10 protein-coding genes and 7 pseudogenes are annotated in these 23,307 nt (G+C 65.7%); 12 read left to right on the top strand and 5 right to left on the bottom strand.

Annotated features, from left to right (window positions below; all coding sequences use genetic code 11):
• Positions 1–177 precede the first annotated feature (177 nt).
• Positions 178–1,200 (bottom strand): LacI family DNA-binding transcriptional regulator, encoded by a 1,023-nt coding sequence (locus NHF48_RS03810; RefSeq protein ID WP_253070300.1) that lies wholly within the window; start codon positions 1,198–1,200, stop codon positions 178–180.
• Positions 1,201–1,412: 212 nt separating this feature from the next.
• Between NHF48_RS03810 and NHF48_RS03805 the strand changes: the two genes are divergently transcribed.
• From NHF48_RS03805 to NHF48_RS03770, 8 genes and pseudogenes are all read left to right on the top strand, one after another.
• Positions 1,413–4,364, top strand: coding sequence for a TonB-dependent receptor (locus tag NHF48_RS03805; protein ID WP_253070299.1), 2,952 nt, complete (start codon positions 1,413–1,415; stop codon positions 4,362–4,364).
• 81 nt (positions 4,365–4,445) lie between these two features.
• Positions 4,446–5,961 (top strand): annotated as a pseudogene (locus tag NHF48_RS03800) (tryptophan halogenase family protein).
• Positions 5,958–7,762 (top strand): annotated as a pseudogene (locus NHF48_RS03795) (alpha-amylase family glycosyl hydrolase). Before NHF48_RS03800 ends, NHF48_RS03795 begins: the two co-directional pseudogenes overlap by 4 nt.
• Positions 7,762–9,376: pseudogene (locus tag NHF48_RS03790) on the top strand (alpha-amylase family glycosyl hydrolase). The pseudogenes NHF48_RS03795 and NHF48_RS03790 overlap by 1 nt, the downstream one beginning before the upstream one ends.
• Positions 9,373–9,657, top strand: coding sequence for a tryptophan 7-halogenase (locus NHF48_RS03785; protein WP_253070298.1), 285 nt, complete (start codon positions 9,373–9,375; stop codon positions 9,655–9,657). Before NHF48_RS03790 ends, NHF48_RS03785 begins: the two are co-directional and overlap by 4 nt.
• A gap of 89 nt (positions 9,658–9,746) precedes the next feature.
• Positions 9,747–10,907, top strand: a complete 1,161-nt coding sequence (locus NHF48_RS03780; protein ID WP_253070297.1) for a tryptophan 7-halogenase — start codon at positions 9,747–9,749, stop codon at positions 10,905–10,907.
• Positions 10,904–11,410: pseudogene (locus NHF48_RS03775) on the top strand (alpha-glucosidase); the annotation flags it as partial. The gene NHF48_RS03780 and the pseudogene NHF48_RS03775, both read left to right, overlap by 4 nt.
• Positions 11,379–13,259 carry a TIM-barrel domain-containing protein gene (locus NHF48_RS03770; RefSeq protein WP_342454563.1) on the top strand — a complete coding sequence of 627 codons (1,881 nt, stop codon included), beginning with the start codon at positions 11,379–11,381 and terminating at the stop codon, positions 13,257–13,259. The pseudogene NHF48_RS03775 and the gene NHF48_RS03770, both read left to right, overlap by 32 nt.
• A gap of 524 nt (positions 13,260–13,783) precedes the next feature.
• On the opposite strand, the pseudogene NHF48_RS03765 reads toward NHF48_RS03770, so the two are convergent.
• From NHF48_RS03765 to NHF48_RS03755, 3 genes and pseudogenes are all read right to left on the bottom strand, one after another.
• Positions 13,784–15,521: pseudogene (locus tag NHF48_RS03765) on the bottom strand (flotillin family protein).
• A gap of 25 nt (positions 15,522–15,546) precedes the next feature.
• On the bottom strand, positions 15,547–15,702 hold the full coding sequence (locus tag NHF48_RS03760) for an OB-fold-containig protein (protein ID WP_253072328.1): 156 nt from the start codon (positions 15,700–15,702) through the stop codon (positions 15,547–15,549).
• Positions 15,653–16,168: an OB-fold-containig protein gene (locus tag NHF48_RS03755; protein WP_253070295.1), complete on the bottom strand. Its 516-nt coding sequence runs from the start codon at positions 16,166–16,168 to the stop codon at positions 15,653–15,655. Before NHF48_RS03755 ends, NHF48_RS03760 begins: the two co-directional genes overlap by 50 nt.
• A gap of 371 nt (positions 16,169–16,539) precedes the next feature.
• Between NHF48_RS03755 and NHF48_RS03750 the strand changes: the two genes are divergently transcribed.
• Together NHF48_RS03750 and NHF48_RS03745 are read left to right on the top strand one after the other, a co-directional pair.
• The gene (locus tag NHF48_RS03750; protein WP_263816692.1) at positions 16,540–17,115 is read left to right on the top strand and encodes a hypothetical protein; all 576 of its coding nucleotides are present in this window, start codon (positions 16,540–16,542) and stop codon (positions 17,113–17,115) included.
• A 216-nt stretch (positions 17,116–17,331) separates the two neighbouring features.
• A complete protein-coding gene (locus NHF48_RS03745; RefSeq protein WP_253070293.1) occupies positions 17,332–18,126 on the top strand; it encodes a class I SAM-dependent methyltransferase in 795 nt (264 codons plus the stop codon).
• Positions 18,127–18,691: 565 nt separating this feature from the next.
• Here the strand turns inward: NHF48_RS03745 and NHF48_RS03740 are convergent.
• On the bottom strand, positions 18,692–19,606 hold the full coding sequence (locus NHF48_RS03740) for a LysR family transcriptional regulator (RefSeq protein WP_253070292.1): 915 nt from the start codon (positions 19,604–19,606) through the stop codon (positions 18,692–18,694).
• A gap of 145 nt (positions 19,607–19,751) precedes the next feature.
• On the opposite strand from NHF48_RS03740, the pseudogene NHF48_RS03735 reads away from it, so the two are divergent.
• Positions 19,752–22,009, top strand: a pseudogene (locus NHF48_RS03735) (beta-glucosidase).
• A pseudogene (locus NHF48_RS03730) lies at positions 22,006–23,295 on the top strand (glycoside hydrolase family 3 protein); the annotation flags it as partial. The pseudogenes NHF48_RS03735 and NHF48_RS03730, both read left to right, overlap by 4 nt.
• Between the last annotated feature and the right edge of the window lie 12 nt (positions 23,296–23,307).

Here is a 23,307-nt window from a genome sequence, read left to right as displayed (position 1 = left end):
GGCCGGGGCCCAGTCGGAGAGCACTGAGTAAGGGATCGCCGTCTTTATCAGCGCCGTTTCCCAACTGGACCCCGGCCTTCGCCGGGGAGGTGGTGATCGTCGGCGTCACGGCTGTTTCGCGCCCCCCGCCCGTCGCCTGTGGCGCTACCACCCCGTCGCGGCAGAGGGTTGTCGTCGCTAGGCTCCGCTGCTCGCCCGGATCACCAGTCGGGTCGGCAAGGGCGAGTCGTCGGACACTTCGCCGCGCAGTTTCGCCAGCAGCGTCCGTACCAGCGCCTCCCCTGCCCGGCGCGCATCCTGCGTCACGGTCGTCAGCGGCGGGTTGGTGAGTTGCGCAGAGGCGATATCGTCGAAGCCGACGATCGCGACGTCGTCCGGGATCGATCGCCCCGCGGCCGCCAGCGCACGCATCGCGCCGATCGCGATGCTGTCGCTTGCCGCGAAGATCGCGTCATAGTTGGCGCCGCGTCGCGAGAGTTCGGCGATCGCGTCCTGTCCGGCATCTTCGGTGGTGATCGCATCGACCTGCAATGCGCCGTCCGCCGTCAGCCCCGCAGCCGCCAGCGCGTCGAGATATCCCCGGTACCGATCCTCAAGTTCGGGATACCGCCCGTCCGCCGCGCCCAGGAACGCGATCCGCCGCCTACCCTGCGCGATCAGGTGCGCGGTCGCCGCCTCGCCACCGCCGCGGTTATCCGAACCGACCGTAATTCCCGCCGGCCCGGTACCGACCGCACCCCAGCGAACCACCTTGGTCCCCTGTTCGGTGAGGTGATCGAGGCGCGCGCGGTATGCTTCGTAATCGCCGTAGCCGAGCAGGATGATGCCGTCGGCCTTGCGACTGTCCTGGTAATCGACGTGCCAGTCGCCCGACAATTGCTGGAACGAGATCAGCAGGTCGTAGCCGGCGCGGGCGCAGGCGTGCGTGATCGAGCCCAGCATCGATAGGAAGAACGGGTTGATCGTCGACTCGTCCTCGGCCGGCTCCTCGAAGAACAGCAGCGCCAGCGTGTTCGCCGACTGGCTCCGCAGCGACGACGCGTGCTTGTCGACCGCGTAGTGCAGGCTGCGCGCGATCGCCTCGATCCGCTGGCGGGTCTGCGCGTTGACCGACTTCGATCCGCGCAACGCCCGCGACACCGTCGGCTGCGACACGCCGGCGAGTTGCGCGATGTCGAACGATGTCGGCCGGCGACCCATCGTCAGCGCCCTTGCCGGCGCCACTGTGGGCGGGCGTGGTCCTGAAGAGACACGGTTTGCATGAAACAGTGAATACGTATGCCCGTCCCTTTTGCAACGCCTCCACCCGAAATATCGCCGTGTTGCGACACCCGACGCGTCAGCACGACGTCGGGGATACCAAAACAAGCAATTGAGGATGCGCGGGATTATTCTCGCCTGAAGGGGATTTCATGAGCCAGTCTATTCCGTGCCGCCTGCGCGTCGCGTCCGGCATCTCCGCGCATGGCCGCCTCGCGCTGCACGTCAGCGCGACCGCGCTCGCCGCTGCTCTGATGCTGCCGGGTCAGGCTGCGTTCGCGCAAGCGAAGCCCGGTACCGCGAATGCCAATCCGACCGCACCCGCGCAGATCGACGCGGTGCCGACCGTCGCCGCACCAACGCCGCAGCCCGCCGATGCCGTGCCGCCTGCACCGCAGGAAGATGCCGCTGGCGGTGACGAGATCGTCGTCACCGGTATCCGCGCCGGCCTGGAATCCTCCGCCAAGATCAAGCGCCAGTCGGTCCTGATCGTCGACTCGATCTCCGCTGAAGACGTCGGCAAGCTGCCGGACGTGTCGATCGCGGACTCGCTCGCCCGCCTGCCTGGCGTGACCGCGCAGCGTCTCGAAGGCCGCGACCAGCGCCTGTCGATCCGCGGCCTCGGCCCAGATTTCTCGACCACATTGCTCAACGGCCGCGAACAGGTGACGACCGGCGACAACCGCGGCGTCGAGTTCGACCAGTATCCGTCCGAGTTCTTCAAGACCGTCAACGTCTACAAGTCGGCCGACGCGTCGCTGATCGCCGCCGGCGTCGCCGGTACGGTCGACCTGCGCATGCTGCGTCCGCTCGACCAGGCGCACCGCATCATCGCAGTCAGCGCCCGCGCGCAGATGAACGGCATCGACAAGCTGAACCCGGATGGCGATCGCTACGGCTATCGTGCGTCGGCGACCTATGTCGACAAGTTCGCCAACGACACGCTCGGCATCGCGATCGGCGTGTCGGCGACGCAGACGCCGTCGCAGGACGAGCGCTACAACGCGTGGGGCTATAGCGGCGCCGGCACCGCAGCCAGCCCGTTCCTGCTCAACGGCGCCAAGCCGTATGTCCAGTCGAACGAACTGAAGCGGTACGGCGGCGTCGCGACGATCGAGTGGCAGCCGTCCGACAGCTTCCATTCGACGTTCGATGCGCTGTATTCGCACTTCGAGGAAACGCAGATCCTGCGCGGCATCGAATTCCCGCTGGCTGGTCAGTTGACGACACCGACCTCGCCTGGCGGCACGACCGCTACCGGGGTGACCGTTGCCGACGGCTTCGCGACCGGCGCGACGTTCGGCAACGTCTTCGCGGTGCAGCGCAACGACTATAACCAGCGCAAGGCGGACAATTTCTCGCTCGGCTGGAACAACGACCTCAAGTTGACCGAGTCGGTTCACCTCAACGTCGATGCGAGCTGGAGCCGCGCGAAGCGCACCGACTTCCTGCTCGAGACCAACACCGGCACCGGCTTCGCCAAGAGCGGCGCGGCGGACACCGTCACCGTCAAGCAGAACGGCAACGGCACGTACACCTTCTCGCCGACGCTCGACTACACCAACACCAACATCTTCAAGCTGACCGACCCGCAAGGGTGGGGCAACAACGGCACGCAGCAGGTCGTCCAATCGGGCTTCCTCAACCGGCCGAGCTTCAAGGACGATCTGAAGTCGCTCCGCGCGAGCCTCAACGGCGAGTTCTCCGACAGCGTCGTCAAGGGCTGGGAAGCCGGCGGCAACTACAGCCAGCGCAAGAAGACCAGCGCGTACACGTCCTATTTCCTGTGCCCGACCGGCGGCGGCACCAACTGCACCGTGGCGAGCGGTTCGCCGTTGAGCGGCAACGTTCCCACCGAGGCGCTGCTCGGCAAGAACGTGGCGCTCGATTATCTCGGCATCCCGCAGATGCTGACGCTCGATCCGCTGTATCTCTATAATAATTCGCTCAACGCGGCGTTCGATGGCCGTCCGTCCGCGCTGGTGCGCGACAATATCGTGCTTGAGAAGGTCTGGACCGGCTATGCCAAGGTCACGATCGACGGCCTGGTCGGCGACAAGCCGCTCAAGGGCTCGATCGGTGCGCAGGTGGCGCATTCCGACCAGAGCTCGACCGGCCAGATCGCCAGCGTCGTCGGCGGCGCGGTGACGATCGCACCCGTGAAGCAGTCGCTGAAATACACCAACTTCCTGCCCTCGGCGACGATGTCGGTCGAACTGATCCCTCTGGGCTTCGTCAAGGTCGGCGCGTCGCAGACGATGGTCCGTCCGCGTCTCGACCAGGAACGCGTGACGCAGGACGTGGCGATCAACCTGACCAACATCGGCCAGACGCCCGCCGGGCTGTTCCCGGTGTTCACGTCGACGGGTGGCAACGTCAATCTGAAGCCGTACCAGTCGACCAACATCGATCTGTCGTTCGAGAAGTATTTCAACGGTGGCGGCTATGTCGCGCTGTCGGGGTATTTCAAGCACCTCACCGACTTCGTCGACCCGAACAACTCGCTGCCCTACGACTTCTCGGCGTTGCTGCCGGCGCTGACCGCGGCGCAGCAGGCGCAGGTGATCGCCGCCGGACAGACGATCGGCAACGTGTCGTCGCCCGCCAACACCGGTCGCGGCGAAGTGCTCGGCGTCGAGGGCACGGTGTCGCTGCCGTTCAAGGCGATCACGTCGGCGCTCGACGGCTTCGGCATCTTCGCAAGCGGCAACTACACGCAGTCGACGATCAAGTACGGCAGCAACCCAACCGAGGCGATCACCCTGCCCGGCCTGTCCAAGTGGACCGGCAGCGGCACGATCTACTTCGAGAAATGGGGCTTCCAGGCGCGCGCGAACTATCGCTACCGCTCCAGCTTCCTCGCCGAGGTCGCCGGCCTGTCCGCCAACCCGACCTATCGCACCGCGCGATCCGAGGGCATCCTGGATGCGCAGATCGGGTATGAGTTCCAGAGCGGTCCGCTCGCGAACTTCGCCATCCTGGCACAGGCGAAGAACCTGACAGACCGGCCGTTCGTGACCTACCAGAACGACGATCCGCGCCAGGTGATCGACTACCAGCGCTATGGCCGCGACTATTATGTCGGCATTACGTACAAGTTCTGATGTCGATGGCGGGGCGGTTGACGCCGCCCCGCATTTGCCCCGATGGCGGCACCTGACGGTTTCGAAGCGGGGACGCGGACGATGGCCAATCACCCTTTGCGTATCGTGATCGCCGGTGGCGGCACCGCCGGCTGGATGGCGGCGGCGACCTTCGCGCGGTTCCTGGAGACGGGATACGAGATCGACCTGATCGAGTCCGATGCGATCGGCACGGTCGGGGTCGGCGAGGCGACGATCCCGCAGATCCATCTGTTCAACGACGCGCTCGGGCTCGACGAGGACGCGTTCCTCCGCGCGACCGGGGGCACGCTCAAGCTCGGCATCGAGTTCGTCGACTGGTTCAAGCCGGGCCATCGCTACATGCATGCGTTCGGCGATGTCGGTCGCGATGTCGGCTTGCTGCCGTTTCACCAATATTGGCTGCGCGCGCGGTCGCTCGGGCTGGCCGGCGATCTCGGCGCCTATTCGCTCAACACGCATGCGGCGCTTGCCGAGCGGATGCAGCGCGGCCCTGCCCGCACCGCGCGGACACTGCCGTCGATGCCGTACGCCTACCATTTCGATGCCGGACTCTATGCGCGGTACCTGCGACGCTACTCGGAAACACGCGGCGTCAACCGGATCGAGGGCAAGATCGTCCAGGTCACGCGCGACGGCGAAAGCGGCGACGTCTCCGGCCTCGTGCTGGAGAACGGCACGACCGTCGCCGCCGACCTGTATATCGACTGCACCGGCTTTCGCGGGCTGCTGATCGAGGAGGCGCTCGGCACCGGGTACGAGGACTGGACGCACTGGCTGCCGTGCGACCGTGCCATCGCGGTGCCATCGGCACGGAGCGAAAAGTTCACGCCGTACACGCGATCGACCGCGCATGCCGCCGGCTGGCAGTGGCGGATCCCGTTGCAGCACCGGACCGGTAACGGGGTCGTCTTCTCCAGCGCGCACATGAGCGAGGACGAGGCGACCGCGACGTTGCTCGCCGGGCTGGACACTCCGGCGATGGCCGATCCGCGGACGATCGCGTTCCGCACGGGTCGCCGCAAGCGGATGTGGAACCGCAACGTCGTCGCGCTCGGGCTCGCCGCGGGGTTTATGGAACCGCTCGAGATCGACCAGCATCTATCTCATCCAGTCGGCGATCTCGCGGTTGCTCAAGCTGCTGCCGGGCCGCGTCATCGCCGACGCCGACCGCACCGAGTTCAACCGGCAGAGCGACTTCGAATACGAACGCATCCGCGACTTCATCATCCTCCACTACAAGGCGACGGCGCGCGACGACACCCCGTTCTGGCGCCAGTGCCGCGACATGGCGGTGCCCGATACGCTCGCCGCGAAGATCGACCTGTGGCGCGGCAACGGACACATCGTCCGCGAGCATGAGGAGCTGTTCACCGAAGTCGGCTGGCTTCAGGTGTTGGCGGGACAAGGCATCATGCCGACGGGCCACCATCCATTGGCGGACGCGATATCGACGAGCGACCTGGGGGAATTCATGGACACGATCGACAAGCTGAACGCGCGCGAAGCAGGCCAGATGCAGGATCACGCGGCGTTCGTCGCGCAGCATTGCGCGTCACCGGCAGGGCTCGGCGCATGAGCATTTCCGCCGCCATCTTGCTCGCGCTGTCCGGCGCGGCCGCCGTGCCGCCCGCCGACTACCGCGCGCGCGCGCCGCAGGACGAGGTGATCTATTTCGTCCTGCCCGACCGGTTCGAGAATGCCGATCCGAGCAACGATCGCGGCGGGATCGCCGGCGATCGGCTGAAGACCGGTTATGATCCGACCGCGAAGGGCTTCTATCACGGCGGCGACCTCAAGGGCCTGACCAAGCGGCTCGACTATATCCAGCATCTCGGCGCGACCGCGATCTGGCTTGGGCCGATCTTCAAGAACAAGGCGGTGCAGGGTTCGCCGGGCCACGAGTCCGCTGGCTATCACGGCTATTGGATCACCGACTTCACGCAGGTCGACCCGCATCTCGGCACCAACGCCGACATGACCGCCTTCGTCGACGCCGCCCACAAGCGCGGGATGAAGGTGTATATGGACATCATCATCAACCATACCGCCGACGTGATCCAGTACCGCGAATGCGCGGTCGGCATGCCCTGCCCGTACCGCGACCGCGCGACGTATCCGTACCAGCGCAAGGGCGGCGTCGGCGGCAAGGCGATCAATCCGGGGTTCGTCGGCGACGGCGTGCAGACCGCGGCGAACTTCGCCAGGCTGACCGACACGACCTATGCTTACACTCCTTACGTGCCCGCCGCCGAGCGCAATGTGAAGGTGCCGGCGTGGCTCAACGACCCGATCTATTACCATAATCGCGGCGACACGACTTTCATGAACGAGAGCTCGACGATGGGCGACTTCTCGGGTCTCGACGACGTGATGACCGAAAACCCGCGCGTCGTGTCGGGCATGATCGACATCTTCGGATCGTGGATCGACCGGTTCAAGGTAGACGGCTTCCGCATTGATACCGCGCGCCACGTGAACCCCGAATTCTGGGCACAGTTTGTGCCCGCGATGCTGACGCGGGCGAAGTCGAACGGCATCCCGAACTTCCACATCTTCGGCGAAGTCTCCGACCACGAGGTCCGCCCCGCGGTGCTCGCGCAGCACACGATCATCGACAAGCTACCCGCGGTGCTCGACTTCGCGTTCCGCCAGGCGGTGGTCGAGACGGTCGCCGGCACACGTGGCACCGATGCATTCGAGGCTCTGTTCGACGGCGACGTGCTGTATGCGAAGGGGCGCCGACACCGCGGCGATCCTGCCGACCTTTACCGGCAACCACGACGACGGGCGTTTCGCGACGTTCGTACGGAAGGCGTTCCCGCAGGCATCCGACGAGGAGGTGCTGAGGCGAGTCCTGCTGTCGAACGCGATGCTGCTGACGTTGCGCGGCGTGCCGACGATCTATTCGGGCGACGAACAGGGCTTCGTCGGCGACGGCAACGACCAGGATGCGCGCGAGGACATGTTCGCGTCGAAGGTCGCGATCTACAACGATAACCGGCTGCTCGGCACGACCAAGACGACCGCGACCGAGAGTTTCGGCGAGACCAATCCGCTGTTCCGCCAGATCGCCGAACTGGCGAAGGTGCGCGTCTCATATCCCGCGCTAACCCGCGGCCGGACGGTCATCCGCAGCCGCAGCGAGACACCGGGCCTGCTCGCCGTTTCGCGCTTCGATCCGACGACGGGTGCGGAAATCCTGCTTGCGTTCAACACGTCAGCCAAGCCGATCACGCAGGCGGTGCAGGTCGAGACCGGCTCGACGCGCTTCGCTACGCTCGCCGGCACATGCGCTCCTCGCGCTGCCGCCCCCCGGCAGTGTCACCATAACCCTGCCCGCGTTCGGCTATGCCGTCTGCGCCGCGGAGACTCGTTGATGCCTGCACGATTGCCTGAAGCCGTCGCCGACCTCCCTTGGTGGAAGGGCGCGACGATCTACCAGATCTATCCACGGAGTTTCGCGGACTCGAACGACGACGGGATCGGCGACCTGCCGGGTATTACCGCGCACCTCGACTATGTCGCCAGCCTCGGCGTCGACGCGGTGTGGCTGTCGCCGTTCTTCACCTCGCCGATGAAGGATTTCGGCTACGACGTGTCGGACTACCGCGACGTCGATCCGATTTTCGGCACGCTCGACGATTTTGACGCGCTGATCGCGCGCGCGCATGCGCTGGGGCTGAAGATCATCATCGATCAGGTCTATTCGCACACCTCGGAGGAGCATGACTGGTTCCGCCGGAGCCGCGCATCGCGCAGCGGCGACAAGGCGGACTGGTATGTCTGGGCCGACGCCAAGCCCGACGGCACGCCGCCATCGAACTGGCAGTCGGTGTTCGGCGGCCCCGCCTGGACCTGGGATGCCAGGCGCGGGCAATATTACATGCACAATTTCCTGAAGGACCAGCCGCAACTCAACGGGCATAACCCCGCGGTGCAGGACGAGCTGATCGCGACCGCACGGTTCTGGCTCGATCGCGGCGTCGACGGCTTCCGCCTCGATGCGATCAACTTCGCGATGCACGACCCGGCGCTGACCGACAATCCGCCCGCGCCCGCGACCAATCGCGCACGCACACGGTCGTTCGATTTCCAGCAGAAGCTGCATAACCAGAGCCATCCGGACATCGTCGGCTTCATCGAACGGATCCGCGCGTTGCTCGACGAATATGGCGCCGGGTTCACGGTCGCCGAAGTCGGCGGCGACGACAGCGACCGCGAAATGAAGCTGTTCACCGGCGGCAACGGCCGGCTCAACAGCGCGTACGGCTTCGACTTCCTGTACGCGGACCGGCTCACGCCCGAGCTGATCGTCGATGCGGTCGGCAACTGGCCCGATACGCCGGGTCTCGGCTGGCCGAGCTGGGCGTTCGAGAACCACGACGCGCCGCGCGCGGTGTCGCGCTGGACCACGCCCGACCAGCGCGAGGCGTTCGCGCGGATGAAGATCCTGCTGCTCGTCGCGTTGCGCGGCAACATCTTCCTGTACCAGGGCGAGGAGCTGGGCCTGACGCAGGTCGACATCGCGTTCGACGACCTGCTCGACCCGGAAGCGATCGCGAACTGGCCGCTCACCTTGTCGCGAGACGGCGCACGCACGCCGATGCCGTGGATCGGCGCGGCGCCCGATCTCGGGTTCGGCAGCACCGAGCCTTGGCTGCCGTTCGGGGAGGGATCACCGCGCGATCGCGGTCGACGCGCAGGAGGCGGACGCCACATCGCTGCTGCATTGGACGCGGGCGCTGATCGCTGCGCGGAAAGCGCATCCGGCGTTGCGGTTGGGTAGCTTGCGGATCGTCCACAGCGACGACGCGGTGATCGCTTTCGAGCGTGAGTCCGAGAACGAAACGCTGCTCTGCGTATTCAATCTCGGCGATGACGCGCGCGATTGGCCGACCGGCATCGCGACCGACGGCGATAATCTGTTCGCGACCGATGGCGCCGACACGGCGACGCTGCCGCCGCTGTCCGGGCTGGTGCTGCAGCGGTGATCGACGGACTCGGCCAGCACATCGTCATCCTCGGCGGCGGCACGGCCGGGTGGATGACCGCGTGCCTGATCGCGCATCGCTGGCGGGATCGCGGCATGCGCGTGACGTTGGTCGAAAGCCCGGAGATCGGCATCGTCGGCGTCGGCGAAGGATCGACGCCGCAGTTGAAGCATTTCTTCGACACGCTCGGCATCGCCGAAGCCGAGTGGATGCCGGCGTGTGACGCGACCTACAAGCTCGGGATCGGCTTTGAGGGGATGGTCAGACCGCGAGGGGTATGAGCGCTATTTTCATTCCTTCCCCACCGCGCTCGACGGCCATACCGCACCGCAATTCTTCTACAACTCGCGGGCACGCCGCACCGGGCGTAATGTCGACGCGCATCCCGACCAGTTCCTGCTCCCCCGCCCGCCTGGCCGCCGCACACCGCGCGCCGCAGCCCGCCGCGAACTTCCCGTTCGAGGTCAGCTACGGCTATCATTTCGACGCGTACAAGGTCAGCGCGTTCCTCGCCGCGCACGCGACCGAGACGTTGAGCGTCTTCCATCTCCAGCGCCGTATCGCCAGCGTCGAGCGTGCCTCGACCGGCGACATCACCGCACTGATCGATACCGATGGCGAGCGTATTGCGGGCGAATTCTTCATCGACGCCAGCGGATTTCGCAGCACGATCTTCGGTGCGCTGGACGTGCCGTTCGTCAGCTACGCCGACGCACTGTTCAACGACCGCGCGGTAGTGATGCCGACCGCTCATGCCCCCGACGCACCGATCCCCAGCCAGACCCGCGCGACCGCGTTGTCGGCCGGCTGGGCGTGGCACATCCCGCTGACCAGCCGAAACGGCAACGGCTATGTCTATTCCAGCCGCCACCTGACCGAAGCACAGGCCGAAGCGGAGTTGCGCGCGCACATCGGCGCCGAGGCCGGCGAAGCGCGCCATCTCAGGATGCGCGTCGGCCGCGTCCGCGACAGCTGGTCGCACAACGCGCTCGCGGTCGGACTCGCGCAAGGCTTCCTCGAACCGCTCGAAGCGACCGCACTACACCTCGTCATTGCCACCGTAGAAGCGTTCCTCGACATGGTCGACCAAGACGGCGCGACCGACGCCGTCCGCACCGCGTTCAACACGCGCATCGCAGCGCGCTACGACGGCGTCCGCGACTACATCGTCGCGCACTACCGGCTGAACCAGCGTCACGACGATCCGACCGGCTATTGGGCGGAAGCGCGAGGGGTCGAAGCCCTGTCCCACGACCTCAAGATGCTGATGTCCACCTGGTTCACCGGCGCCGACATGGTCGCGGCGATCGATCGCGCCGGGCTCGGCCGCTATTATTCGGCGACCAGCTGGCACTGCCTGTTCGCGGGCTACGGCACCTTTCCAAATGCCGCGCGGCTCCTCCAGCCCGGCGCCGACATCGATTCCATCGACTTGGCCAAGATCGACGATTTCCTGAACCGTTGCGCATCGAATTTCGGGTCGCACGCCTCTCGCCTCCGCGCCGCCGCGGACCACAAGGATCACGTATGAAACGCATCGCCCTCCTGCTCGCCGCCACCGCCGCCATCTGCAGCGCACCCGTCCAGGCCCAGACGACCACGCTCGCCCCCCCCACGCTCACCCCGCGCAATGACGGCGTCGAGGTTCGTGCGGGCGCGACGACCATGCGGATCACCGCGATGACCGACGGCCTCGTCCGCGTGCGCGTCGCCAAGAACGGCGCGTTCGCCGAGGATGCGAGCTGGGCGGTGACGGCGGCGACCCGCAAGCAGACTGCCAAGGTGAACGCAGCCCCCGACGGCTTCACCACCGCCAGCGTCCGCGTACGGATCGGTGCCGGCGGCGCGATCACCTTCGAGACGCTCGACGGCAAGATCATCTCCGCCGACGCCGCCCCCGTAGCGACCGACGGCAAGGCATTCACGATCACGAAGACGTTGCCGATCGCGGAGCATTTCTACGGCCTCGGCGACAAGACCCAAGGTCTCGACCGCCGCGGCCATGGCTTCGTCGACTGGAACACCGACGCGTTCGGGTTCAGCAGCGCGGACGATCCGATCTACAAGTCGATCCCCTTTTTTCATCGGCACCGGCGGTGCGGGCGGCAGCTACGGCATCCTGCTCGACAACACCTATCGCACCTGGTTCGACTTCGGCCACCGCGATGCGGAGACGCTTTCGTTCGGCGGCCCAGACGGCCCGATCGACTATTACTTCATCGCCGGACCATCGATGGCGGAGGTCACGCGGCGCTATGCCGACTTGACCGGCCACGCCCCGCTCGCGCCGAAATGGGCGCTCGGCTATCAGCAGTCGCGCTACAGCTATGGCAGCGCCGACGAGGTCCGCCAGATCGCCGCGCGCCTGCGCAGCGATCGCGTACCGACCGACGTCATCTGGCTCGACATCGGCTATCAGGATCGCAACCGCCCCTTCACCACCGACGCCAAGACCTTCCCCGACCTCCCCAAGCTCGCCACCGAGATGAAGGCGGATGGCATAAAGCTGGTCGCGATCACCGATCTCCACATCGCCGCGGTCGAGCAGGGCTACGCGCCCTACCAGAGCGGGATCAAGGCCGACGCGTTCATCAAGAACGCGGATGGAAGCCCCTATGTCGCGCCGGTCTGGCCGGGTCCGTCTGTATTCCCCGACTTCACCAAGACCGCCGCGCGAGCGTGGTGGGGCACGCAGTACAAGGGCTTCCTAGACGCCGGGATCGCGGGCTTCTGGAACGACATGAACGAGCCAGCGATCTTCGAGACGCCGACCAAGACGATGCCGCTCGACACCCGCCACCGCATCGACAGCGACGATTTCGCCGCGCGCATCACCGATCACCGCGAGGCGCACAACGTCTACGGCATGCTCAACACTCGTGCCACGTATGACGGCCTGCTCAAGCTGCGCCCCGACGAGCGCCCGTTCGTGATGACCCGGGCGAGCTATGCCGGCGGGCAGCGTTACGCGGTCACCTGGACCGGCGACAACAGCGCGACCTGGGATCACCTGAAGCTTTCGGTGCAGCAGATCATCAACCTCGGCCTGTCGGGCTTCGGCTACAGCGCCGCCGACGTCAGCGGGTTCGCGGGTGGCCCGAGCCCCGACCTGCTCACGCGCTGGACCGAGATCGGTGCGTTCACGCCGGTGTTCCGCAACCATTCGGCGACCGGCACCCCGCGCGTCGAGCCCTGGGTCGATGGCCCCGACCATCTCGCGATTCGTCGCCGCTTCATCGAGGAGCGCTATCGCCTGATGCCGTATTTCTACGCGCTGGCCGACCAGAACGCGCGGTTCGGCGATCCGATCATGCGCCCGGTGTTCTACGATTACCCGGCCGCCGCGACCGCATCCTGCGACCAGTCGATGGCGTTCACGCTAGGCAAGTCGCTGCTGATCGCGCCGCCGCCCAAGCCGGAATCGCCGCAGACCTACGACGTCTGCCTCCCCGCAGGTGGCTGGTACGACTATTGGACCGGCCAGCGCGTCGGCACGCCCGAACCAGCGGCCGCCGGCCCGATCCAGTCGGCGACGCAAGCCGTGCCGACCGCGCGCACGCTCGGCGACCGCGTGACAGAAACACCGCGCCTCGATCGCCTGCCCGTGTTCGTCCGCGCCGGCACCATCCTGCCCCGCCAGCCCTTGGTCCAGAGCACGAGCGAAACCCCGAACGGCCCGCTACGGCTCGACGTCTATCCCGGCGCAGACTGCATGGGAACGCTCTACGAGGACGACGGCCGCACCTTGGCGTACACGCGCCGTGGCTATTTCCGCCAGACGGTGCGCTGCACGATCACCCCCCACCGGCCTGTCGATCGACTTCGCCAAGCCCGAGGGCGGTTTCAAGCCATGGTGGAAGAGCATTGCGATCACCGTCCATGATTGGGACGGCGCCGGCACTGCCAGGATAAAGGGTAGGCAGACCAATGTCGCTCAAGACGCAGCAACTGGAACGTCGACCTTGGTCATTCCACCAATGAATATTTCCGGCGCCGTGCACTTGGAAGGACGGCAGGTGGCGATCGGACAAGCGCCGAAGACCATTTCACTGCGGTGATTGCGACTAGCAGTTCGCTATGAACGGCCGGCGTGTCGAAGAGGTGGGCATCAAAGTTTTCGACGTCCCACACATCGATAACGCCGGCAGCCGGCAGCGTCCTTTAAGCACGTCACGACGATCTCATTGTCCACCGGTAGCCCCCTAGTCGGGAAGCCCAATAGGGTCGAGTGATCGACGCTCGGTGGACCGTAGTTGCAAGCGAACGATAGCTTAATCCCGCGGTTAGCGAGGATGGCGTTCCAATGGGATATGCCGCCTCGCCCAAATTCTCATGCTTGAAGATCCATTGCCGAACCTAGCGGCGCATAGATTGATTTCGTAGGATCTTGCGACCGCACCTACCCGATCAGGCCGGAGGGTTACCCGATCCGCCGTTGAGTGCAGCGGGATGTTTGTGAGCATCGGTGGAGGTGGTTCGGGCAGGCGTCGCGTCAGCGCCGCTGCCGGCGAGCATGCCGTTCAACGAACTGCCGGTCATCCCCAGTTCCGCCATCAGGCCATCGATCAGCGGGCCACCGACGCGGTAGCGCATGGCGGCCGCCACCGCGGCATCGGCGAGATTGCCCTGACCGCCGCCGGACGCGCCGTCGCTACCGCCGTCACCGTGTAGCCCTCGGGCATCGAGGATGCTGATCTTGTCGATGTTCTCCATCGGCTTGCTGGCCGCAGCGATGATCGCGGGGGAGGGCTTCAAGCATCGCGCGGCGGATCAGCAGCGCGGTCTGCGCGTCGCTCAGCAGGTTGGTCGCCTCGTTGAGCGATGCCTGACCTGCGGCATCGACCTTGAACGCCGCCTCGCGCCCTTCGGCACGCGCCTTTTCGGCGTCGGCTTCGGCAGTCGCTTCGGTGCGCAGGGCGCTCGCGCGCGCTTCGGCGGCCTCCTTCTCAGCGGTTGCGGCGACGGTTATGCCAACGGCCTCTTCCTGCGCGCGCTGGGTGGCGGCGATCACGGCGACGTTCTTGTTGCGGTTGGCGATCTCGGTCGCCTTGGCGGTGGCTACGCTTTCCTCCGCCCGGACGGCGAGTGCGCGCGCTTCGTTGGCGGCGGCGGTGGCGGTCGATTCCTCCTCGGACTTCTGCGCAGTCTGCACAGCGGTCGTGATCCGCGCGATCTCGATGGTGCGGTCGCGCTCGATCGTAGCGGTCTGGATCGCACCGTCACGCGCGATTGTGGCGGTCTGGATCACCTTGTCGGCTTCGGTCTGTGCGACGGTCTGCGCCTGGCCGGCGGTGATGCGGGCGATCTCGGCGAGGCGGGTCTGCTCGGCTTCGGCGGTGGCAATGGCCGTTGCCTGTTCGGCGCGGCGGGCGGACAGCGTCTGCTCCTGCGTCAGGCGCGCCTGCTCTGCGGCCTGCGCGATCTCGAGCGACTGGTTGTTCGCGTCGAGGTTACGCTGCTCGATCTCGACGCGGTTGGTGGCGACGATGTCGTTGCGGATCTTCTTGCGCTCCTCGATCGTCCGCGTGAGCACGGTCAGCCCCTCGGCATCGAACGCGTTGTTCTCGTTGAAGTGCTCGAACGCGGTCTGGTCGAAATGCGTGATGCTGACGGACTCGAGCTGGAAGCCGTTCATGTCCAGATCGGTCATCAGCGCCTCCTGCACCTTCTGGATGAAGTCGGCGCGGTTGGCGTGGAGGTGCTCCATCGTCATCGTCGCGGCGACCGAGCGAAGTGCGGAGACGAGCTTGCCGTCCAGCAGCGACTTCACCGCGTCGGGGCTGTTGACCGAATCGCCGAGCGTCTGCGCGGCGGCGGCGATCGATTCCGCGTCGGGCTTCACCTTGATATGGAACAGCCCGACGACGTCGACACGCAGCTTGTCGAGCGTGATCAGCGCATCCTTGTTGAGGCGCGACACCTCCAGCTTCACGGTCGTCAGGCGGACCTGCATCAGTTCGTGGAGCACCGGGATCACCATGATGCCGCCGTTGAGCACGACCTTCTCACCGCCGAAGCCGGTGCGGATCAGGGCAACGTCCTTGGTCGCGCGGCGGTAGAGCCGGGTCAGGATGATGCCGATCACTACCAAGGCGAACAGGACGATGCCGGCGTAGATCAGGACGTTCAGAAGCTGTGCGGGCATGAAACCCTCCCCGGTTATGCGTTGGTTAGATCGACCGCAGAAGCGCGTTGGCTTCGGGCAGTGCGTAGAAGAGTTTGCCGTCGCGGCGGACGATCAGCGCGGTCTCGCCGGCGGCGATGGCGCCGGCCTCGTCATGCGGCTCGACCATAATGAAATGCGCTTGGCCGTGCTGGTCGACGATCTTCGCGCGGGCGGGCGATCCGCGGCGGGCGGTGCCTTCGAGGGATCGTGCCGCGGCGGCGCAGGAAATCGTCGGTCGAGATCACGCTGGTCTCGAAGCCGGGCATGATCCGGGCGAGGCCGTTGGCGGCTAGCGTGTTGAGCAGGCCGCCGGCGATTAATGCGCCGCCCGAGGCGAGGCCCCAGTGCAGCGGGGCGCCGGCCAGCGCGGTCGCGCCCTGCTGAATGGCAATCCCTGAAAGCGTGAAGCAGCCGAGCAAAGAGGTGAGCCAGATCAGGATCGGCAGTTCGTGGCCAAGCCCGAGCCAGTCGAGCACGCCACCGCCATCCGCTTCGGCATGAACGTCTGCGTGGAGATCGAGATGCCCGAGCCCAAGGCCGATCGCCTCGATCAGCCCGATTCCGATCATAATGACGAACGCGATCGCGAACGGCGCGTAGGCGGGCGTCAGGAAGATCGCTAACATCGGCCGTAGCGCTGGTGAGAACTCTGGTTCTGCATCGGCGAACGGGTAACGGACAGACGACAACGCTTCGTTACGAAACGCCGGCCGATCCGGTCTTTGCACGCCATGTGTCGATACTCCCCGGAGCGAGGCTACCCTCGCGCCGAGGCATTCGCAACGCAGGTTGAGGGAAACCGACCGGGTTTGGATTCATCCTCTGCACAGGATCTGCACGACAAGCGAACGGACCGCACACGGACCTCGCGATCCGACGCTCACGGGACCGCGGCAAAGCCGATCCTCGACAATCGGGGAGTGCGAAGATGAACCGCAATGGAAGACTGATGGCCAAGATCGGCGCTGCCTTGGCGCTGATCGTCCTGGCGGAGATATTGATCGACGACGGCAACGGCGCGGTTGTGGGTGGGTTCGCGTTCGCCTGGATCACCGCCCTGTTGCTGACGCGACGGGCGATCTGGCATGATGGATCGGCGCGACTGGCGCTGATTGCCGCTGCCGGATTGGCGATGGTTTTGGTCGACGATCCAAGCTTCCTCGGCTGGGTTCTGTTCTGGATGGCCGTCGCGCTTGCCGCACTCCTGCCGCGCCACGGGTTCGACGATGCGCTCGCCGGGATGCGCCGGCTCGGCTGGAACGCGATGTCGACCCGTCGTTGCGCCGTTGCAGGATGCCGCGCGGCTGTCGACGATCCGTTAGCGTCCCGGGCGGCCCTCCAGCCACGTTCGCGCGACCACGACCGTCTCACGTTGCCTCTGTTTGGCGGCGCCGTCCTCCTTGCGGTATTCGCGAGGCGCAATCTGCCGATCGGTCAGGCGTTTGCCCAAATTGTACTACCTGATTGTACTACCCGATCCGGGGGCAACGACGTGGCGTACGTCTTTTTGCATGGCAGTTATGGCTTCATATCGAAGTCTGGCAGCCGCCCTATCGACAACGACGACCCATAACTAGTCATTCAGAGTGCATTTCGAGCCGCCCCGTTTGGCCGCTCAAGCATTACTATTTGAAGCCTGGTAATGGCCTATTGCTATGATTAAACACACTTGTCGCCCTCGCGCACTACGCGAGAAATGCCTGCGTATCATCTTGAGGGTACCAGATAGCGGACTTCTGTTGCGCGCCGTGATCGGGTAACACTGCACCTCCCTCGCGAAAGGTACGTTATGCGTTCTGGCCCTGCCCTCCTCGCCTTGGTGCTTACCGCCGGCTCCGTCGCTGCCGCTCGGCCGGCATCGTCGCCTGCCCTGATGGCAGCGGTAAAGGCGTCAACGCGCTCACCTGCCAACGTTGCGCGCGATCGCTATCGCCACCCTGTCGAGACGCTGCGCTTCTTCGGGGTGAAACCCACGGACACCGTGGTCGAAATTTGGCCGAGCGGGGGGTGGTACACGGAAATCCTCGGTCCGTATTTGGCAGGGCATGGGACGCTGTATGCGGCCGGGCCGGACGACAAAGGGCTTGCTGCCGTCAAGGCCAAACAGTCCGCAGCGCCGTCTGCGTACGGCTCCGTGAGATTTGCGACATTCCCGGCCGGACCGGGCGCGACCTCGGTGCCAGCGGGCAGCGCGGACGTCGTCCTGACCTTCCGCAACGTCCATAATTGGCGCTTCGGTGCGACCGACCGGACGCAAGCGGCCTTCGATCAGATGTTCGCAATGCTGAAACCGGGCGGCACGCTGGGCGTCGTCGAGCATCACTTGCCCGAGGCGTCCGGTACGATCGAGGAGGCGCGCAGCGGTTACATGAAGCGTTCGTCCGTCCTCGCCTATGCGACCAAAGCCGGCTTCAGACTCGCCGGCGAGAGCGCGATCAATTCCAATCCCAAGGATACGCACGACTACCCCAAGGGGTGTGTGACACTGCCGCCGGGCTTCGCGGACGGTGATCACGATCGCGCGCGATACGCTGCCATTGGCGAGAGCGACCGAATGACACTGAAGTTCATGAAGCCGAAGTAATCGGGTGCGGTGACAGTATCCCCGAAGGTCGGCGTCGCGCCATTCCTGGCGTGCGCGTCTAGATCGTCTGCCAAATCTGGCGCGATCGCCGACCGCTCGCGGAACGCGACCGTCCGCCTCCCGACCGCCGCTTGAAGTGAACCATGTCGCGCTATTTGATCTCGTGCGAGCGGTGACGCTTCCAGTGCCGCCTCCAAGGGTTGGCTCGAAGCGCTGACCCGCTCGCTTGCTGCCAAACTGGGACCGCGTGGGATAACGGTTGACGAAAAAGCTTGGATACTTTGCGTTTGAGGCCAATGCTGCTGCGATGATTGCCGACGACGAGACCGCCGATCGGTCGGGTTCCTCGCCTCGGGGGTTTGGACCCAGAAGCGGATATTTCGTCACCCCTGCTTCGTCGGTTAACTTCTGACGCTCGTTCGGCGGATCGCCAGCGAAACTGTTGTCAAGCAAGGCGGCCTCCAAACTATAATTAGACGAGGACGCGCGACGAGGCAGAATGCACGACGGACTCACAGAGTATTCTACTGGCATCCGCTATTCGCCGGATCAGTTCTTTGAATCGTTAACTAGCCAAACTCACCGCGAGACGTGGCCAACGGGCCAGAACATGCTGGAGGAATGCCGACGCGGCTGGTGGCAAAGTGCGATCGGCGAGCCACGCCATGCCGATCGTCCGGCTGATCATAGGAGCCGTCAGCGGACGGGAGACAAGCGTAACCTGCCCCAGCATGGCGAGCGTCGATTGGGGTAGCGCGCTGATCCCGAGACCGGCCGCGAGCAACCCGCCCATCGTCGCCAGTTGCGTACATTCGTACAGTGGCTTCACGCTGACGGCCGCCTTGATGAAGGCCGTATCGGTCAGGGCACGCACGCTGCTCCGCGCTGCCATCGCGATGAACGGATTTTCCGCGAAGATCGACCAGTCGGCCGTACCGGGCAGATCGACCGCATGGCCGGTACGGCAGACCAGCACGTAATCGTCTTCGAGTAACGGTTCGAACTGGAAATTGTCCTCGTCGGGCGGCGTCGTGATGGCGAGATCGATCTGTCGATCCTGCATTTCCTGATAGAGCGTACCCGAGAGATGATCGTGCAGGATGATCTCGACCAACGGGTAAATTGCCTGGAAACCCGCGATCATACCAGGGAGTGCCCCCGCCGCGACCGACGGCAGCGCACCGACGACCACGCGGCCTCGCTCTCCAGCGAAATTTTGACGCACCGAGGTAAAGGCGTGGTCGAAGTCTGCGGTTAGACGCTCGACGATCGGCAGAAGAGTCTCCCCCGCCGTCGTCAAGGTGACGTTGCGAGAATTCCGGTCGAACAGGCGAACGTCCAGCGTCTCTTCGAGCAGGCGGATCGTACGGCTGAGCGCAGGTTGCGAGACGTTCGTCATTCGCGCGGTCTCGCTGAAGCTCAGATTATGCGCGATCTGCATGAACAGGCGAAGGCTAGACATGCTGGGGGACTTCGACATGCTGACCTCTTCATCGATACGGCGTTGGTCGCGAGCAATCACAAATACGAATTGATCTATGCGTAATCTCTATTTCTTAAATCATCGCGCGCCTTCGATAAGTGTGCAAGCGAGAAAAAAGCGGGAGAGGCATATGACGAGAACGATGTGGCGGGCCAGCGTGGCTGTAGCGGCGCTCATGACGAGCGCACCCATGGCGGCGCAGACCGCCCCGGCAAAGGCGTCGATGGATGCAAGCCGTACCCCCGACGAACGAGCCGCTGAGATCCTCGCGCAGATGACGCTCGACGAGAAAATTGCGATGGTCAACGGGACGTTCGGATCGGCGCTGAAGAGGGACAATCCGCACGAGACGCGGACGGGCGCGGGGCATGTTCCGGGTGTTCCGCGGCTCGGTATTCCCGATCTGTACGAGAGCGACGCGAGTCTCGGCGTCGCGAACGGCGGCGAGATGCGCAAGGGCGATGTCGCGACCGCCCCTGCCCGGCAGCCTGTTGACCGCGTCCACCTTCGATCCGACCATCGCCGAGGCCGGTGGGCGCATGATCGGCGGCGAATCCCGCGCAAAGGGCTTCAACGTGCTGCTGGCGGGCGGCGCCAACCTGGTCCGCGATCCGTGGAACGGCCGCAATTTCGAATATCTGAGCGAGGACGTGCTGCTGACCGGCGTGATGGCAGGCGCGGCGATCAAGGGCATCCAATCGAACGGCATCGTCTCGACGATCAAGCACTACGCGCTGAACGCGCAGGAGAGCGGCCGCAACGTGCTCGACGCGCAGATGGCCGAAGCGCCGATGCGCGAGAGCGACCTGCTGGCATTCGAGATGGCGATCGAGGCGGGCAAACCCGGTTCGGTGATGTGCGGCTACAACCAGGTAAACGGGCATTATGCCTGCGAAAACGACTTCCTGCTGAATACCGTCCTGAAGAAGGACTGGGGCTATACGGGCTGGGTAATGTCGGACTGGGGCGCGGTGCACTCGACCGTCAAGGCGGCAACCGCAGGACTCGATCAGGAATCGGGCCAGGAACTCGACAAGCAGGTGTTCTTCGGTGCGCCGCTGAAGGCCGCGGTCGCCGCCGGCACCGTCCCGGCTGTGCGGCTGGACAACATGGTCCGCCGGATCCTGCGGACGATGATCGCGCATGAGCTGGTAGATCGCCCGACCCCGACAACGCCGCAGCCGATCGACTACGCCGCCAACGCGAAGGTCGCGCAGGCGACGGCCGAGGCGGGGATCGTCCTGCTGAAGAACGACCGCGACCTGTTGCCGCTGGCCGCGACCGCCAAGACGATCGTCGTGATCGGCGGCCACGCCGATGTCGGTGTACTGTCGGGCGGCGGATCGTCGCAGGTCCGCTCGGTCGGCGGCGTGCCGCTCGAGCTGCCGATGCCCGGCGGCGGGCCCCTCAGCAGCTTCATCAAGATTACCTATCACGCATCGTCGCCGCTCGCGGCGATCAAGGCGCGCCTGCCTCAGGCTCAGGTGACCTATCTCGACGGCAACGACGTCAGGGCCGCCGCCGCCGCCGCACGCGCGGCCGATATCGCGATCGTGTTCGGCGAGCAGTGGCGCACCGAAGCGCAGGACGTCGAGACTCTCGACCTGCCGGGGACGCAGAACGCGCTGATCGACGCGGTCGCCGCCGCCAATGCGAAGACCGTGGTGGTGCTGGAGACCGGCGGCCCCGTGACGATGCCATGGGCAGGTCGCGTCGGCGCGATCCTGGAAGCGTGGTATCCCGGCCAGAAGGGCGGCGAGGCGATCGCGTCGATCCTGGTCGGCGACGTGAACCCGTCGGGCCGCCTGCCCGTCACGTTCCCCGCCAACGCCGCGCAGGCGCCGCGACCGACGATCCCCGGCCTGACGCTCGTGAAGGCAGCGGAGGCGCGCAACGCCGCCAAGCCCAAGGCGACGACGCTCGATCTCAGCACGGTCGACCTGACCGGTGGCGTACCCTCGTTCCCGGTCGAGTATCCCGAGGGGCGCGGACGTCGGCTATCGCTGGTATCAGCGCAAGGGAGCCGCCCCGCTCTTCGCGTTCGGTCATGGCCTGTCGTACACGAAGTTCGGCTATCGCGACCTCAAGGTGGTTGGCGACGTGATCAGCTTCTCGGTCACCAACACCGGCAAGCGCGCGGGCGCGGACGTGCCGCAGGTCTATGCAGCGCCCGCCGGGCAGATGCGCCGGCTGGTCGGATTTCAGCGCGTCATGCTGCAACCCGGCGAGACCAAGCAGGTCAGCGTGACGATCGATCCGCGTCTGATCGCGCGCTACGACACGGCACGGCCCGGCTGGTCGGTCGCGGCCGGTGCCGTGCCGATCACGGTCGGGCGCCAGGCGGGCGACGCGGTCCTGTCGGGCACGATGCAAGTGGCGGCGCAGGCCATCAAGCCATGACCGTGCGGTCGTCGACGCCGTCGTCGCCGTCGTGGCGCTGGTTGATCGGCGCGGCGCTTCCGGCGGTCGCCTTGCTGGCCCAACCGGCGGCCGCCGATCCGCAGGTGAAGAGCCGCAAGGGTACGATGCTGACGGTCGAGGGCAGGCAGTATCGTGACCTCGATCGTAACGGACGGCTCGATCCGTACGAGGATTGGCGACTTTCGCCCGAGCGGAGGACCGACGATCTGCTCCGTCGCATGACGCTGGAGGAAAAGGCGGGCACGATGATGCACGCGTCGCTGCCGGGCGCGGGCAGCGGCGCCAATACGGCGATCGGTGTCTCCGCCGAAGGCTATGACTTGGCGCGCGTTGGTGAGATGATCGGGCAGCGCGGTATAACCAGCTTCATCACCCGGCTGGCGTTGCCCCCGCGCCGTTTCGCCGAAGCGAACAACGCGGTCCAGTTGCTCGGCGAGGACTCGCGGCTCGGCATTCCGGTGACGATCAGCACCGATCCGCGCAACCATTTCCAATATGTGCTGGGCGCCAGCGCGCAATCGAAGGGCTTTTCGCAATGGCCCGATCCGCTCGGCTTCGGCGCGATCGGCGATCCCGGGGTCGTGCGCGCGTTCGCGGATATCGCGCGGCAGGAATATCGTGCGGTAGGCATCCACGAGGCGCTGTCACCGCAGGCCGACCTTGCCACCGAACCGCGCTGGTCGCGGATGACGGGCACGTTCGGGTCCAACCCGGCACTCGTCTCGCCTCTCGTCGCGGCCTATGTCGAGGGTTTCCAACACGGCCCGAACGGTGTCGCGCGCGACGGCGTGATGGCGATCGTCAAGCACTGGGTCGGGTATGGCGCGGAGCCGAACGGGTTCGACGCGCATAACTATTATGGCCGCATCGCACGCCTGGACGATCGCAGTTTCGCCGAGCACGTCGCCGCGTTCGACGGCGCGTTTAAGGCGAACGTCGCAGGCGTCATGCCGACCTATCCGATCCTCGAGGGCGTGACGATCGACCGCACCCCGCTCGAACAGGTCGGCGCAGGCTTCAACCGCCAGCTGCTGACCGGGCTGTTGCGCGGCACGAAAGGCTATCGCGGGATCATCCTGTCGGATTGGGCGATTACCAACGATTGCGGCCCCGGATGCCGCGCGCCCGACAAACCGCAAGGCGTAAGAGACATTGCGATGCCGTGGGGCGTCGAGACGCTGAGCGAGGCGCAACGCTTCGAAAAGGGCATCGTCGCCGGGCTCGACCAGTTTGGCGGCGTCGACAAACCCGCCGCGATCATCGCCGCAGTGCGGGCG

Origin of the sequence: Sphingomonas sp. H160509 (assembly GCF_024124765.2) — a bacterium.
Taxonomy (GTDB): domain Bacteria; phylum Pseudomonadota; class Alphaproteobacteria; order Sphingomonadales; family Sphingomonadaceae; genus Sphingomonas.
Note: the sequence above shows the minus strand (reverse complement) of the source record. Positions and strands in the feature narration are given on the sequence as shown.